The organism is Cellulophaga fucicola, assembly GCF_900119145.1.
Taxonomy (GTDB): Bacteria; Bacteroidota; Bacteroidia; order Flavobacteriales; family Flavobacteriaceae; genus Cellulophaga; species Cellulophaga fucicola.
Genome location: NZ_FPIY01000001.1, coordinates 483,146 through 497,888, shown reverse-complemented (window position 1 = coordinate 497,888; position 14,743 = coordinate 483,146). Strand labels below are relative to the sequence as shown.

Below are 14,743 nucleotides of genomic sequence, written 5' to 3'. Positions count from 1 at the left end.
CTTAATTAAATAAGTGCTTCTTTTAATATTGTTATTGGGTGCAATGCATTACGCTTTGTACCATCGTAAATTTGATGCCTACAACTTGTACCATTTGCAGATATAATTACATCACAATCACTATTATTAATTGCCGGAAATAACTTTAAATTACCAACAGCCATACTTGTTTTATAATGTTCTTTCTCGTAGCCAAAAGAACCTGCCATACCACAACAACCAGAACTTATAATAGAAACCTTATAGTTCTCTACAATATTTAGCACATCAAAAGTTACTTTTTGGTTGCTTAAAGATTTTTGATGACAATGACTATGTATTTTAACTGTTTTTGCTTCTTTGGTAAACTGACCTTTTAAAATGTTCCCTTTTTCAATTTCCTTAGCCAAAAATTCTTCAATTATAAAAGAATTATTTGCAATGGCATTTACCAACTCTTTATCGCTAACTAGTTTTTTATATTCGTCTCTAAACGTTAATATCGCAGACGGTTCTAATCCGATTATTGCTACATCTTTATCTACATATTTTTTTAAGCTAACAACGTTTTTAAGTGCAATTTCTTTAGCCTCTTTTAAAAATCCTTTAGATATAAAAGTTCTTCCGCTTTCTGCATAAAACAACTCTATATTGTATCCTAACTTTGTAAGTACTTGTATGGCATCTATTCCTAGGTTTACATCTAAATACTTTGTAAACTCATCTATATATAGAACAACATTTCCTTTATTTTTAATTTTAGGTTTGCTGATGTTGCTCAGGTAAGAATCAAAATTAAATTTATAAACATTAGGTAAACTACGTTCAGGAGCCACACCACTTATATTTTTTAATAACCCACCAAAGATTGATGAATTAAACATAAAATTAGTGATTTTGGGTATTTTACTCCCTAAAGCATTGTATTTTGTATTATATGCAAAAAGTTTATTTCTAAAAGAATAACCATTTTCTTCTTGGTATTGATATGTAAATTCGGCCTTTAATGTTGCTATATCTACATTACTAGGGCATTCGCTAGAACAAGCTTTACAACTTAAACAAAGGTCAAAAACCTCTTTAAGTTCTTTTTGATTAAACTTATTGGTCTCATCTGTATTGGTAAGCATTTCTCTTAATGCATTAGCTCTACCTCTTGTTGTATCTTTTTCGTTACGCGTAACGTGGTAACTAGGACACATAGCACCAGATGCCTTTTCTGTTTTTCTACAGTCGCCACTACCATTACATTTTTCTGCTGCTTTTAATATTCCTTCGCTCTCAGAAAAATCTAGCAATGTTTTTATCTCTGGTTCTACCCTATCAATCTCATATCTAAAAGATTCATCCATTGGATAAGAATCTACAATTTTACCAGGGTTAAATATTCCTTTAGGATCAAAATAAGATTTAATTCTACGTAGTAATTGGTAATTTTTATCACCAATCATTAACGGTATAAACTCGGCACGCACAATACCATCACCGTGCTCACCACTAAAAGAACCATTATACTTTTTAGTTAATTTAGCTACATCTGTAGTAATATCTCTAAACAATTTTACATCATCGCCTTTTTTTAAATTTAAAATAGGGCGCAAGTGTAATTCTCCGGCACCAGCGTGTGCATAATAAACAGCACTCTGGTTATAACCTTTCATTATTACAGAAAACTCGTCTATAAAATCTTTAAGGTCTTCAATAGCAACAGCAGTATCTTCTATACAAGCAACAGCTTTTTTATCGCCTACCATATTCCCTAAAAGCCCTAAACCAGCCTTACGTAACTCTACTGCCTTTTTAATATCGTCTCCAAATAAAATAGGACTAGCATAGCTTAATCCAGATTTTTTAATGGTTTCTAATAAACTATCTATTAAATAATTAAGATCTGCTTTGGTTACAGCCTTTATCTCTAACATTAATAAGGCTGCAGGATCGTCCTCTACAAAAAATCTATTTTCTAGCTGAGCTCTGTTATTTTTAGTACAATCTAAAATAACTTTATCCATCATCTCACAAAGATGAAGCTGATGCTCCATAACCGGAACCACATCAGACAAACAATCTTCTAAAGAGTTGTAATGAGTAACAATCATTGCCGCAAACTTAGGAGGCAACGGATCTAAACTAAGTGTAATTTCTGTTGTAAAAGCTAAAGTACCTTCACTACCACTTAAAAGCTTACACATATTAAAGCTACCTTCTTTACCAAAAACACTGTTATGCAACAACTCGTCTACTGCATAACCTGTATTTCTTCTGTGTATTGAGGGTTTAGGAAACTCAGATATAATTTCTTCTTGAGTTTCTTTACTACTTAGCTCACTATAAATTGAGTTATATATTTTACCTTCTAAAGTATCTTCTTCCCTTTTTTTATGAAACTCGGCCTCACTTAAATTACCAAAATTAGCGTCTGTACCATCTGCTAAAATTGTTTTTAAAGAAACTGTTTTTTCTCTTGTAATACCATATTGTATAGAGGTTGTACCAGATGAGTTGTTACCAACCATACCGCCTATCATACATCTATTAGACGTAGAAGTATTTGGTCCAAAAAACAAACCATAAGGCTCTAAAAACAAGTTTAGCTCGTCCCTAATAACACCAGGTTGTACTGTTACTTGTCCTTTTTCTACATCTACATTTAATATTTTTGTAAAATGTTTAGATACATCTACCACAAGACCATCGCCAACACATTGCCCAGCTAAAGATGTACCAGCTGTTCTAGGAATTAAACCAATATTATTTTCTGATGCAAAATTTATCAATTGCTTAATATCATCTGTATTCTTAGGAAAAGCAACAGCTATAGGTATTTTACGGTATACAGATGCATCTGTAGCATATAAAGTAGTAGAAAGTTTATCGGTTAATAAATCTCCTTCTAAATTAAGACTTAGCGAGTTAAGTAGTTCGATGTTCAATTTGGTACAATTTTTGGGAACTAAAATAAGTTTTTATTCACTTAAATGTAATTTAAACATCATATTTTTACAACAAAATTAATAGTATTATGAAAATCTTAAAAGTAATTCCATTTTTTATTTTTTTAATAACCGCAACAATTAGTGCTCAAGATTTAGCAGAGCATACTGGTGGTTTAAGACTGGGAGATAGTAATGGTTTTGGAGCCGAATTATCGTACCAAAAAAGTCTAACAAGATATACACGTTTAGAAGCCAATTTAGGTTGGAGAGATAGTAAAAGCTACGACTCTTTTAAAATCTCTGGTATTCACCAATGGGTTTTTGAAATAGACAATGGCTTTAACTGGTATTATGGTGCTGGTGCTGGTTTTGGTAGTGTAGATTTTGAACCAATAGCAAACCCTAACGACCCAACAGATATAAGAGAGCCAGATGGAGGCTTATTTATTTTTGCTGCTGGTGATGTTGGTATAGAGTATAATTTTGATTTTCCTTTGCTTGTTTCTTTAGATATTAGACCAGAAATAGGTTTAACTGGTTACAAACATTTTAGCGATAATTTTGATTTTGACATAGCTCTAGGCTTACGTTACAAGTTTTAAACTAGAAATAAAAACAATAAAAGCTCTTAACTATACAAAATGTTAAGGGCTTTTTTTATGACTTTTAGTTTGCCTACATTTGTAAATCTAAAAAATAAAAACAAAGAATGAAAAAATTACTAGTTACACTTACTATTGCTGTATTAGCAGTAGCTTGTGGAGAAAAAGCAGATACATTTGTTGTAAATGGTACCCTTAGAGGCGAAATTGCAGATGGTACAAAAGTATTTTTAAAAACTGCGGGAGAAAAAAATTCTGCTGTAGAAATAGATACTGTAGCTATTAAGGATGGTAAGTTTGTTTTTAACACAGCTACGCCTGCAACATTAGATCCTTATTATGTTTTTATTGATAAAGTTAGAGGTAATATGATGTTTTTCCCTGAAGAAGGAACAATAGAAATATCTGCACATAAAGACAGTATAAGAAATGTTGTTGTTTCTGGAACATTACAGAACGATGCATTTACTAACTTTATAGAAGGCTCTAAAAAAATAGGCGAGAAAGTACAATCTATACAAGCAGATTACCAAAAAGCTTCTATGGCAAGAGATACTGCTACTGTAAAAGCTTTAAAAGATGAAATAAAGGAAATACAAGAAGAAGGCAAAGATTACGAAATTAGTTTTGTTAAAGAAAACCCTAATGCTGTTATATCTGGAATGATTGTTAGTAGGTTGTTTGCCAATAAAGTTTTAGGAGAAAAAGAAATTTATGAGCTTTTAAATGGTTTGTCTGATGATGTTAAAAAAACAAAAGCTGTTAAAGCCATTTTAGAAGTTTTAGAAAAAACTAAGGCTACAACTATTGGTGCTAAAGCTCCTGAGTTTTCTGCGCCTAATTTAGAAGGTAAAAATTTAGCTTTAAAAGATGCTTTAGGTAAAGTAACAATTATAGATTTCTGGGCTGCTTGGTGTGTTCCTTGTAGAAACGAAAATCCTAATGTTGTAAAAGTATACAATAAGTACCACGACAAAGGTTTAAACATTGTTGGTGTTTCTTTAGACAGAACTGCTGATGATTGGAAAAAAGCTATTGAAGAAGATGGTTTAACTTGGAATCACGTTTACAATGCTAAAGATGTACAACAAGTTGCTAAGTTATACAATGTAACATCTATACCATCTACTTTTATCTTAGATGAAAATGGTATTATTATTGCAAAAAACTTAAGAGGAGATGACTTAGAAACTAAAATAGCTGAGTTACTACAATAGTCTATTAGACCTACAAAAAAGCCCTGAACTTAATTAAGTTCAGGGCTTTTTTTATATTTTGAAACTTAAAATTAGAACTTCTTTCTAGCATCTCTATAATTACTAACTGCTTCTGTAAAAGTTCTATATATATATTTATAACTACATTTTCTTGTAGAAGTTCTAAGGTTTTTACTTCTCCTTTTAAAAACCTTAGATGCGTTTATAACTTACCTAGTTTAGCTAAAATAAACAATACTATTATAGGTATAGCTAGTAATGCTACAACCAAAGTATCTGTAATTAATAAATCTGGCTTAAAAAGTATTGTGGTAACATAACCACCAATAGCTCCTCCAAAATGTGCTGTGTGCCCAATATTACCTATTCTCTTTTTCATACCATAAATAGAATACAGTAAATAACCAATACCTAATACATATGCCGGCAATGGTATAGGAATAAACATAATACCCAAACGCATATTTGGTTCTAGTAAAATAGCTGCATATAAAATTCCTGTCACTGCACCACTGGCTCCTACAGCACTATAGTAAGGTTCATCTTTATGAAAAAATAAAGCCAGTAAACTACCAGCAACTAAACTTATTAAATATATAAGTACAAAGTTTACTGGTCCTAGGTACGATATTACTACGTTAGCAAAGAAATAAAGCGTAAACATATTAAAGAATATATGAGAGATGTCTACGTGTAGAAAACCAGAAGTAAACATCCTGTCTTTTTGACCCGCTTTTATACCGCCAATACTAAATTTATAACGTTCAAAAAAAGAAGTATCATTTAAACCCTTTAGAGTTACTATAATATTCAATGCTATTAGGACTATTGTTACTGGGTGTAAATTCATTTTTTAACTGCTGTAGTTTAGCTTCAAATATAACTATATTTGCATAATTTTATTCTTAATGCAGTTACTAGTTTTTATTTTAGTGTATCCAATTCTTTGGATTGTTTCTATTCTTCCATATACTTTGTTTTATGGGGTTTCTAATGTGATGTACTTTTTAGTATACCACGTGGTTGGCTACCGTAAAAAAGTAGTTTTAGACAACTTAAAACTTACTTTCCCTAACAAAACAGAAAACGAATTAAAAGTAATACGTGCTAATTTTTTTAAACATATGTGTGATATGTTTATGGAAATGGTTAAAACTATGAGCTTATCTAAAGCAGCTGTTAAAAAAAGATTTAATGTTGTAAATATTGAAGAGTTAAAAGCTATAGAAAAAGAAAAAAGTATTTTATTAGTTTGTGCACATTATGCCAATTGGGAGTGGAATGTAAGTATTAACAATATATTAGATACAAAAGGTTATGCTGTATACCAAAAAATAGGAAATAAGTATTTTGATAAATGGATTAAAAATGTTCGTTCTAGATGGAACACAACACCTATTACCCAAAAAGATACTGTAAAAACCGTTATTAGAAACGAGAAAAATGGAGTTAGGTCTGTGTATGGTATGGTTAGCGACCAATCTCCCCAATATTCTAAAGCAATGTATTGGAACAACTTTATGGGACTAAATGTACCTATACATAATGGTGCCGAAATTTTAGCCAGAAAATTAGACCTTGCTGTTGTATTTATAAAAGTTAGCAAAGTAAAAAGAGGATATTATAACGCGGAGTTTATACCAATTACATTAGCTGGTAAAGAAACTGAAAAAAACTACATTACAAAAGAATTTTTAAGGCTTACAGAAGAACAAATTAGAGAAAAGCCTGAGTATTATTTATGGACACATAAACGCTGGAAACACGCAGGTAAAACTCCTAAGTTTAATAAATAAAAAAACTCATTGCTTTTAAAAGCAATGAGTTTTTTTATTCTAAAGCGGTTTATAACTTATAAACCTGCCACTTCTTTAATTTCTGATATAACACGATCTGCTAACTTATCTGCTTCAGCCTGACTTTTAGCTTCTGTATAAATTCTAATAATTGGTTCTGTGTTAGATTTACGTAAATGCACCCAGTTTTCAGCAAAATCTATCTTTACACCATCTATGGTAGATATTTCTTCATCTTTATATTTATCTGCCATAGCAACTAAAATACCATCAACATCTAATCCTGGTGTTAGTTGTATTTTCTTTTTGCTCATAAAGTAACTTGGGTAACTTGCTCTTAATTCTGCAACTGTACCTCCTTTTTCTGCCATAAGCATTAAAAACAAAGCAGAACCTACTAAAGAATCTCTACCATAGTGACTTTCTGGATAAATAATACCACCATTACCTTCACCTCCAATAACTGCATTAGTAGCTTTCATTTTAGTAACTACGTTTACTTCTCCTACTGCAGCAGCCTCGTATGTACCACCGTGTTTTTCTGTTATATCTCTAAGCGCTCTAGAAGAAGATAAGTTAGATACTGTGTTTCCTTTAGTTTTACCTAAAACGTAATCTGCACAAGCAACCAATGTATACTCTTCTCCAAACATTTCGCCATCATTGCTAATAAACGCCAAACGGTCTACATCTGGATCTACAACAATACCAAAATCTGCTTTTTCTTTAATAACTAAAGCACTAATGTCTCCTAAGTGTTCTTTTAAGGGCTCTGGGTTATGCGGAAAATGACCTGTAGGCTCACAATAAAGCTTTACAACTTCTACACCTAATTCTTCTAATAACTTTGGTATAGCAATACCTCCCGTAGAGTTTACACCATCTACAACTACCTTAAATTTAGCTGCTTTTATTACTTCTTTATCTACTAATGATAAGTTTAAAACTTCATCAATATGTATATCTATATAAGAATCATTTCTAAGTATTGTTCCTAAGTCATCTACCTCAGAAAACACAAATTCTTCTTTATCTGCAATAGCTAATATTTTTGCTCCTTGTTCTGCATCTAAAAATTCTCCTTTTTCATTTAAAAGTTTTAATGCATTCCATTGTTTTGGGTTATGACTAGCAGTTAGTATAATACCACCGTCTGCTGCTTCTAAAGGCACAGCAATTTCTACGGTTGGTGTTGTAGACAAATCTAAATCTATAACATCTATTCCTAAACCAACTAAAGTAGAAACTACGATATTCTGAATCATTTCTCCAGATAATCTAGCGTCACGACCAATTACAACTTTTAATTTTTCTTTTTTAGAGTACTCTTTTAACCAAATACCGTAAGCTGCTGCAAATTTTACTGCATCTAAAGGTGTTAAGTTTTCTGAAGGCTTACCTCCTATTGTTCCTCGTATTCCTGAAATGGATTTGATTAGTGTCATATATATTATAAAAGTTTTTACAAATATACATGTACAGAAGCAATTCTTAGGTTTTGAATTTGTAAATTCGATTTTAAGAATACTAATATCGATTTATGAATTTTCTTGCGCACATTTACCTTTCTTTTGATAACGATGAAATAACCATAGGAAATTTTATTGCCGATAGTATTAGAGGCAATAAGTTTAAACACTTGCCTAAAAACATACAAAAAGGTATTACGCTGCATAGACACATAGACACTTTTACAGATGCACATAAAACGGTACGTAAAAGCACAAAAAAACTACACGAAAATTACGGGCATTATAGTGGTGTAATTGTAGATATTTTTTACGATCATTTCTTAGCTAAAAACTGGAGCACATACTCGGACACTCCTTTAGATGTTTTTGTAGATAACTTTTACGATCTATTAGAAGACAACTTCCCTATTTTACCAGATAATACAAAGCATATGATGCCGTATATGATAGCTGATAACTGGATACTAAGTTACGCCAGTCTTACTGGTATTTCTAAGGTTTTAGACGGAATGAATAGACGTACTAAAAATAAATCTAAAATGAATTTTGCTATTATAGATTTAAAAGAACATTACGATGAGTTTGAAAAAGAGTTTACTTCCTTTTTTGATGAATTAACAACCTTTGCAAAGCAAAAGTATATTTCCTTATTGAAAGAAGAGTAAATTATTACTTTTTCTTATTACGTTTATTATAGTTCTTGTCTCCTTTAGTTTTAGGTTTTTTGTATTTTCTAGCAATCTCGAACTTATAAGAACCACCTTTGTTTACCTTTTGGTTTTTCTCTTTCTTTTCATGAAAACTAGCTCCTCTTTCTTCTGCGTTTACATTAATAGGGTTATGATGCTCTAAAATTACAGTACGCTCTTCTGGTATTAATTCTTTAGATATCTCTACTGTTTCTGGAATCTCTAATGCCGGAATATTATAATCCATTAGTTCCTCTATAGCATCTTTATACTGTTCTTCTTTCTCTGTATAAAATAAGATAGAATTACCTTGCTCTTCTGCTCTACCTGTTCTACCAATACGGTGCATGTAGTTTTCAGGAAAAGTAGGTGTGTCAAAATTAATTACGTGAGATATTTTGTCTAAATCCAAACCACGAGCCATAACGTCTGTTGTCACTAAGATTCGGTTTTTACCTTCATCAAACTGATTAATAGAACGTATTCTATAGTTTTGCGTTTTATTAGAGTGAATAACACATAATTCTTCCGCAAAAATTTCATCTAAAGATTTAAATAGACGATCTGCAAAACGTTTGTTTGCTACAAAAACCAATACTTTTTTATATGTTTTTTCATCTTTTAACAAATGAACTAGCAAGTTAGCCTTTGTATAAAAGTTTGGAACAGCGTATGCTTTTTGATGTATATTATCTAGTGGCGTACCACTAATAGCAATAGATACCTTTTCTGGATTAATAAAGAAATCATTAATTAAAACTTCTACATCGTCTGTCATTGTAGCAGAAAACATAATGTTTTGTCTACGTGTAGGTAACAGCTCAAAAATATTGGTAATCTGAAAACGGAAACCTAAATCTAACATTACATCTACTTCATCTATAACTAACTTTTTTATAGATTTTAATTGTAATGCTCTAGATAAAACAAGATCGTATAAACGACCTGGTGTAGCAACAATAATATCTGAACCTTTAGATACCATTTGTGCTTGTGTGTTCATATTTGTACCCCCATAAACACCAATTACTCTTGTGTTTATGTACTTACCAAAACTATTAATTTGTTCTACTACTTGTAAAACAAGTTCTCTTGTTGGTACTAATATTAATACTCTTGGATTTTTTTGTTTAGAATATTCTAAATCTTGTAAAATAGGTAACATATAAGCAAAAGTTTTTCCTGTACCTGTTTGCGCAATACCAATCATATCCTTACCAGATAAAATTACAGGATAAGCACCTTGCTGTATTGGGGTTGGGGTAGAAAAACCTAAATCATCAATTGCGTAATGCAGTTGTTTTTTAAGATTAAATTCAGAAAAAGATTCCATTTATAATATTTTGGGCAAAGTTACAAGATATTTCTAGTAGTTATAAACTCTAGAATTAGTTTTACATAAAAAAAACGGTCATACTAAAATATGACCGCTTTTGTATACAATAGTAGTTATTGTATTATACTCTTTTTACACGTACGGCATTCATTCCTTTCATACCTCTTTCTAGTTCATAGCTAACTTTGTCGTTTTCTGCGATTTCATCAACTAATCCACTAACGTGAACAAAATACTTTTCGTTATTTTCTGCATCAATAATGAATCCGAAGCCTTTAGAAGTATCAAAGAAAGATACCTTTCCTTGTCTTACTGGATCTTCTTCTTCCATTTCTTCCTTCTTAGGAATACCAATTACAATACTTTCAGCGTCTACTTTAACTTTTTTGGTTGGATCTGGTGGAGTATCGGTAAGATGTCCATTTTCATCAACATAAGCAAGCATATCTTCAAATTCACCACCTTTAGAGTTGGCTTTTCTTTCTACTTTACGTTTTGCTTTTTCTTCACGTTTTTTTAAACGTTTCTTTTCTTTTTCTTTTTTACCGAATGTCTGTTGCGATCTCGCCATTAAAATTTACTATTTTTTAGAATTGTACTTAGCCTATTTAGCTCTTTAAAAAGGAATTGAGTAAATACGTAGAGGGGCGACTTTTATTAATTAACCTGTCTAAAAAGATCTAGAGTCAGGATTTATAGGGACCACTTGTTGTGTATTTAAACTTTTTCTTTAGGCTACAAATATACAAATTTTAAAATATAAAATAGTATTTACATCTAAATTCAAAGTTAATTTTTTGATAACTAATGGTTTTAGCTTCTTTTATATACTACTTAAGAATGCTTTTAACCCTTTTCTTTAGTACTGGCAACACCTCTTCTGCAAACCATTTGTTCTTTGCTTGCCATATATTATTTCTAGGAGATGGGTGTGGTAACACCATATAATTTGGTAAATAATTACGATAATTTTTTACTGTTTGTGTTAAAGTTCTCTCTGCCTTTTTATCTAAATAATAAGATTGCGCATAAGAACCTATTAATAAAACTAAGCTAACCGAATCTATCTCGTCTAAAATATGTTTGTGCCATAAGGGTGCACATTCTTTTGTTGGTGGTAAATCTCCTGTTTTTCCTTTTCCGGGATAACAAAACCCCATAGGTATTATAGCTACTTTTTGGGGATTGTAAAAATCGTCTTTAGAAATACCCATCCATTTTCTTAAATTCTCACCGCTTTTATCGTTCCAAGGAATTCCTGTTTTGTGTACAACGCTACCTGGAGCCTGACCAATAATAACTATTTTACTAGTTTTAGAGGCACTAACAATTGGCCGTGGCCCAAATTGTAATTTAGCACTACATACTGTACAGTCTTTAATTTTCTCAAAAAGTTTTTCCATCGCATAGAAAGGTAGAATTCTAAATTTAGGATAAATTATAGTCTTAATCTACAAGTATGCTAACATTTAATGTTTTTAACCTTTTAAATTAGAGGTTACACATATTAATTTTTAATTTTGTTTTTTATTAAAAGTACATATACACACTATAAAACATATAAAAATGAGTTTACTTTCTGAAAATGTAATACCTGGAAATCATGGTAAAGTATTTGGTACAAACGCCAAAGAACAAGCAGAAATTGCTATAGTAGTAGAAGCTATACTTACTGTTGATGGTATTAAAGATGTATTAGTAAATGCTGATGTTTTCCCTGCAGAACTTACAGTACACACTAATGCAATAGTAGAAATAGAAAAAATTGAAAATGCAGTTAAACCAACTGGTTTTCACGCCATTCCTAAAGGTGGATTGTTTCAGTTATAAGTAAAAAACTTATAAAACAAAAAAGGCTGTCTATTTTAAATAGACAGCCTTTTTTTAATGCTTTAAACTAAACCTCTATGTCTTCTAGTTCTTTTAGTAAGTTTTCTGCCGAGTTTGTTATCTTTTTATAACAGTTATACCCCCATCTAGACACTAAAACCATTAATATTACCAAAACTGGCAACAACCAATACCAAATGGTATTTGGCGTTACAAAAACATCCTTATTTTTAAATAATTTTGAAAAAACAGGAATTACCAATAATAAAGCAACAAAATTTAAATAAACTCCTAATTGCTGTACAAGCATTAATTTATTTTTTGCTTTTACATATTTTTTTACTGTTACGGCATAACTAGTTACATCTATTTTTATAGCTTTAATAGTGTATAAAGACTTTAATACTAAAGCAGGTAACGTTATAAAATATCCTGTTAAAAGGGCTCCACACAAAACTAAGTACCAAGTATCTAACTTATTAAAATTTAATAAAATTACCAAAGCTGTAATAAAGCAAATAAATGCTCCTAATGTTTCATACGTTGCTAGCTTGCTGAATTTATTTGCGTAACGCTCTTGTGTCATTTTCATAACTAATGTGTTTGTAATTTTCTTTTGCTTTTCTAAATCTTGACCTATTTGTGACCATATGGCTTGCATCTCTTCAATATCCATAATTATTTATTTAAAATATTATTTTTCATTTTTTGCTTAATTCTAGAAATTTTAGTTCCAACATTACTTGCTGTAATACCTACTATTTCTGCTATCTCATCATATTGTTTACCTTCTAACAGTAATAACATAAGTGCTTTCTCTAATACGTTTAACTGTTGTATTTGCGCATACACCATTTTCAATCGTTCTTCAAAAACAGGGTCATAATTTTCCGTCTGTTGCAATACAACCTTTTCTATAGCTATGCTCTTAGGTGCTTTAATTTTCTTTTTAAGTCTAGTTAAAGCTGTATTTAATGCTACTCTATACATCCAAGTACTAATTTTAGATTGGTTTTTAAAACCATCAAAAGATTTCCAAAGTTGGTATACTATATCTTGATACAGATCTTGTTGATCAGTTTTATTAGTAGTGTATACAGTTGTAATCTTAAAAATTAGACCTTGATTATTTTGTATTAGTTCTACAAATTTTTCTTCTTTGGTCATACTTAACTTCTATTTATAGCATTAGTATAAGATACTTTAAAAAAATCACACTTTTGAGCATAAAAAAACCCCTATTTTTAATAGAGGCCTTTGTTTACTGCTATATTTTATTATTATTTTATCAAATTACTATAATCTTCTTTGGTATCTATATCTATTTCTTTACCGTTAGGTTCTACCATTACAATTTCCTCTGCGTACTTTATTAAAACCTCTTTTGCTCCATAATCTTGACCTAGTTCTTTTAATTCTGAAAAGTAAGTAGCATCAAAAATAGCAGGAACTCCTACTCTATCTCCGTAATTAGTAGCAACAATTGTACTTATTGATGTAGAAAATAAACTTACCATTTTAGTTAAGTAAGCACTATCTATTAAGGGCTGATCTGCCAATGTTATTAATACAGCATTATACTCTTCGGGCAACTTCTCTAATTCTGTAACACCACAAGCAATAGAACTCCCAAGTCCTTTTTTCCAATCTAAATTTAGAAAAACATTCTCTTTTTTTAAATCTATTTTACTCCTAATTTCTTCTACATTTGCGCCTAAAACCAAATAAACATCTAACAAAGCAGTGTTTTCTGCTTGTTGAAGAGCATTTTCTAAAAGAGTTGTGTTTCTCCAAGGTAATACTTGTTTGGTACTCTGCATTCTGCTTGAAGATCCTGCTGCTAAAATAAGGTTGGCTATTTTCATTGGTTGTATTTAGTTGTGTATTTTTCCTATTTTATCTTTTAATTGTATAGGTTCTCTTTTTCTTATAACTGTCAAAATTTCTGCAACAATTGCAATAGAAATTTCTTGTGGAGTTTCTGCTCCAATATTTAATCCGGCTGGACCGTGAATTACATCTAAAAACTCTTCTGTAACCTCTGGATAATGCTCTATAAACTCGTTTAACAATTTTTCTCTTCTAGTTGCCGGGCCTAACAAACCTAGATAAACCGGATTTGTATTTTTTAAAGTTAACAAATATTGCAAGTCTTTAACATAACTGTGCGTCATTAATACTACTGCTGTTTGCTTATCTATAGCAGAAACATCTAAATTTTCTGGTGTAGTTACTTGTAAAATTTCTGCTCCAGGAAAATCTGACAATTGTTTTTCTTCATTTGGTATTGTACATACCGTAACCTCCCAGCCTGTTAAAGCGGCATAAGAAGTTAATTGTACTGCATCATGTTCTGCACCAACCACAAGTAATCTAAAACAAGGTTCTAAGTTTTGATTAAATATTGGCAACTCGTCATTTTTAGTAAAACTATTAGAAACTGCTATTTTTTCGTCTAAAAAAGTAAAAATAGAGCCATAACTTAAGTTTTTAGCATCTTTTTTCTCGTAATAAGATGAAACACTAAAATTAGTCCTGTTTTTTATTGTACTCCAAAATGTAGTTACAAAGTCAGTAGACGGATTAAAAGTTTCAATTAATATATATAAAATACCCTCGCACCCCAATCTATAACGACCATCATACGTCATTACTTTTGCAATGTTTGTTTTAAAAACTGAATCTGCTTGTCTTATTACTTCCTTTTCTACACAACCACCACTAACAGCGCCAATAGTTTCACCACTATCCAAAATAAGCATACGAACTCCAGGACGCCTATAAGACGAACCATCTAAAGCAACAACAGTAGCCAATACAGCTTTTTTACCTTGTTCTTTGGCAATAGTAAAAGCAGTTAGTATTTTCTTTAATTCATGTGTCATC

General features: G+C 30.9%; 15 protein-coding genes. 5 read left to right on the top strand and 10 right to left on the bottom strand.

Going from position 1 to position 14,743, the window contains the following annotated elements; genetic code table 11:
* Nucleotides 1-5: 5 nt before the first annotated feature.
* Nucleotides 6-2,912 carry an FAD-binding and (Fe-S)-binding domain-containing protein gene (locus BT107_RS02170; RefSeq protein ID WP_072302110.1) on the bottom strand — a complete coding sequence of 969 codons (2,907 nt, stop codon included), beginning with the start codon at nt 2,910-2,912 and terminating at the stop codon, nt 6-8.
* An 89-nt stretch (nt 2,913-3,001) separates the two neighbouring features.
* Between BT107_RS02170 and BT107_RS02165 the strand changes: the two genes are divergently transcribed.
* Together BT107_RS02165 and BT107_RS02160 are read left to right on the top strand one after the other, a co-directional pair.
* Entirely contained in the window at nt 3,002-3,517 is a 516-nt protein-coding gene (locus BT107_RS02165) for a hypothetical protein (RefSeq protein WP_072302109.1), read from the top strand.
* A gap of 107 nt (nt 3,518-3,624) precedes the next feature.
* The gene (locus BT107_RS02160; protein ID WP_072302108.1) at nt 3,625-4,734 is read left to right on the top strand and encodes a TlpA disulfide reductase family protein; all 1,110 of its coding nucleotides are present in this window, start codon (nt 3,625-3,627) and stop codon (nt 4,732-4,734) included.
* 202 nt (nt 4,735-4,936) lie between these two features.
* Here BT107_RS02160 and BT107_RS02155 read toward each other — a convergent pair whose 3' ends face one another.
* Nucleotides 4,937-5,584, bottom strand: a complete 648-nt coding sequence (locus tag BT107_RS02155; protein WP_072302107.1) for a rhomboid family intramembrane serine protease — start codon at nt 5,582-5,584, stop codon at nt 4,937-4,939.
* A 58-nt stretch (nt 5,585-5,642) separates the two neighbouring features.
* On the opposite strand from BT107_RS02155, the gene BT107_RS02150 reads away from it, so the two are divergent.
* Nucleotides 5,643-6,530 carry a lysophospholipid acyltransferase family protein gene (locus BT107_RS02150; RefSeq protein WP_072302106.1) on the top strand — a complete coding sequence of 296 codons (888 nt, stop codon included), beginning with the start codon at nt 5,643-5,645 and terminating at the stop codon, nt 6,528-6,530.
* 56 nt (nt 6,531-6,586) lie between these two features.
* Here BT107_RS02150 and glmM read toward each other — a convergent pair whose 3' ends face one another.
* Entirely contained in the window at nt 6,587-7,975 is a 1,389-nt protein-coding gene (gene glmM, locus BT107_RS02145; RefSeq protein WP_072302105.1) for a phosphoglucosamine mutase, read from the bottom strand.
* A 95-nt stretch (nt 7,976-8,070) separates the two neighbouring features.
* Between glmM and BT107_RS02140 the strand changes: the two genes are divergently transcribed.
* On the top strand, nt 8,071-8,667 hold the full coding sequence (locus tag BT107_RS02140) for an acyl carrier protein phosphodiesterase (RefSeq protein ID WP_072302104.1): 597 nt from the start codon (nt 8,071-8,073) through the stop codon (nt 8,665-8,667).
* Between the two features lie 4 nt (nt 8,668-8,671).
* On the opposite strand, the gene BT107_RS02135 is transcribed toward BT107_RS02140, so the two are convergent.
* The 3 genes from BT107_RS02135 to BT107_RS02125 form a co-directional block, all read right to left on the bottom strand.
* Entirely contained in the window at nt 8,672-10,024 is a 1,353-nt protein-coding gene (locus BT107_RS02135; RefSeq protein WP_072302103.1) for a DEAD/DEAH box helicase, read from the bottom strand.
* A gap of 124 nt (nt 10,025-10,148) precedes the next feature.
* Entirely contained in the window at nt 10,149-10,598 is a 450-nt protein-coding gene (locus tag BT107_RS02130; RefSeq protein WP_072302102.1) for a cold-shock protein, read from the bottom strand.
* Nucleotides 10,599-10,857: 259 nt separating this feature from the next.
* Entirely contained in the window at nt 10,858-11,430 is a 573-nt protein-coding gene (locus BT107_RS02125; RefSeq protein ID WP_072302101.1) for a uracil-DNA glycosylase family protein, read from the bottom strand.
* Nucleotides 11,431-11,593: 163 nt separating this feature from the next.
* On the opposite strand from BT107_RS02125, the gene BT107_RS02120 reads away from it, so the two are divergent.
* The gene (locus tag BT107_RS02120; RefSeq protein WP_072302100.1) at nt 11,594-11,857 is read left to right on the top strand and encodes a heavy-metal-associated domain-containing protein; all 264 of its coding nucleotides are present in this window, start codon (nt 11,594-11,596) and stop codon (nt 11,855-11,857) included.
* Nucleotides 11,858-11,924: 67 nt separating this feature from the next.
* Here BT107_RS02120 and BT107_RS02115 read toward each other — a convergent pair whose 3' ends face one another.
* The 4 genes from BT107_RS02115 to BT107_RS02100 form a co-directional block, all read right to left on the bottom strand.
* The gene (locus BT107_RS02115; protein WP_072302099.1) at nt 11,925-12,533 is read right to left on the bottom strand and encodes a hypothetical protein; all 609 of its coding nucleotides are present in this window, start codon (nt 12,531-12,533) and stop codon (nt 11,925-11,927) included.
* A 2-nt stretch (nt 12,534-12,535) separates the two neighbouring features.
* Complete coding sequence (locus BT107_RS02110; RefSeq protein ID WP_072302098.1) at nt 12,536-13,024, bottom strand: sigma-70 family RNA polymerase sigma factor; 489 nt, start codon at nt 13,022-13,024, stop codon at nt 12,536-12,538.
* Nucleotides 13,025-13,137: 113 nt separating this feature from the next.
* Nucleotides 13,138-13,722, bottom strand: a complete 585-nt coding sequence (locus BT107_RS02105) for a nucleotidyltransferase family protein (RefSeq protein WP_072302097.1) — start codon at nt 13,720-13,722, stop codon at nt 13,138-13,140.
* Nucleotides 13,723-13,731: 9 nt separating this feature from the next.
* Nucleotides 13,732-14,742 carry an XdhC family protein gene (locus tag BT107_RS02100; protein WP_072302096.1) on the bottom strand — a complete coding sequence of 337 codons (1,011 nt, stop codon included), beginning with the start codon at nt 14,740-14,742 and terminating at the stop codon, nt 13,732-13,734.
* Nucleotide 14,743: the final 1 nt, after the last annotated feature.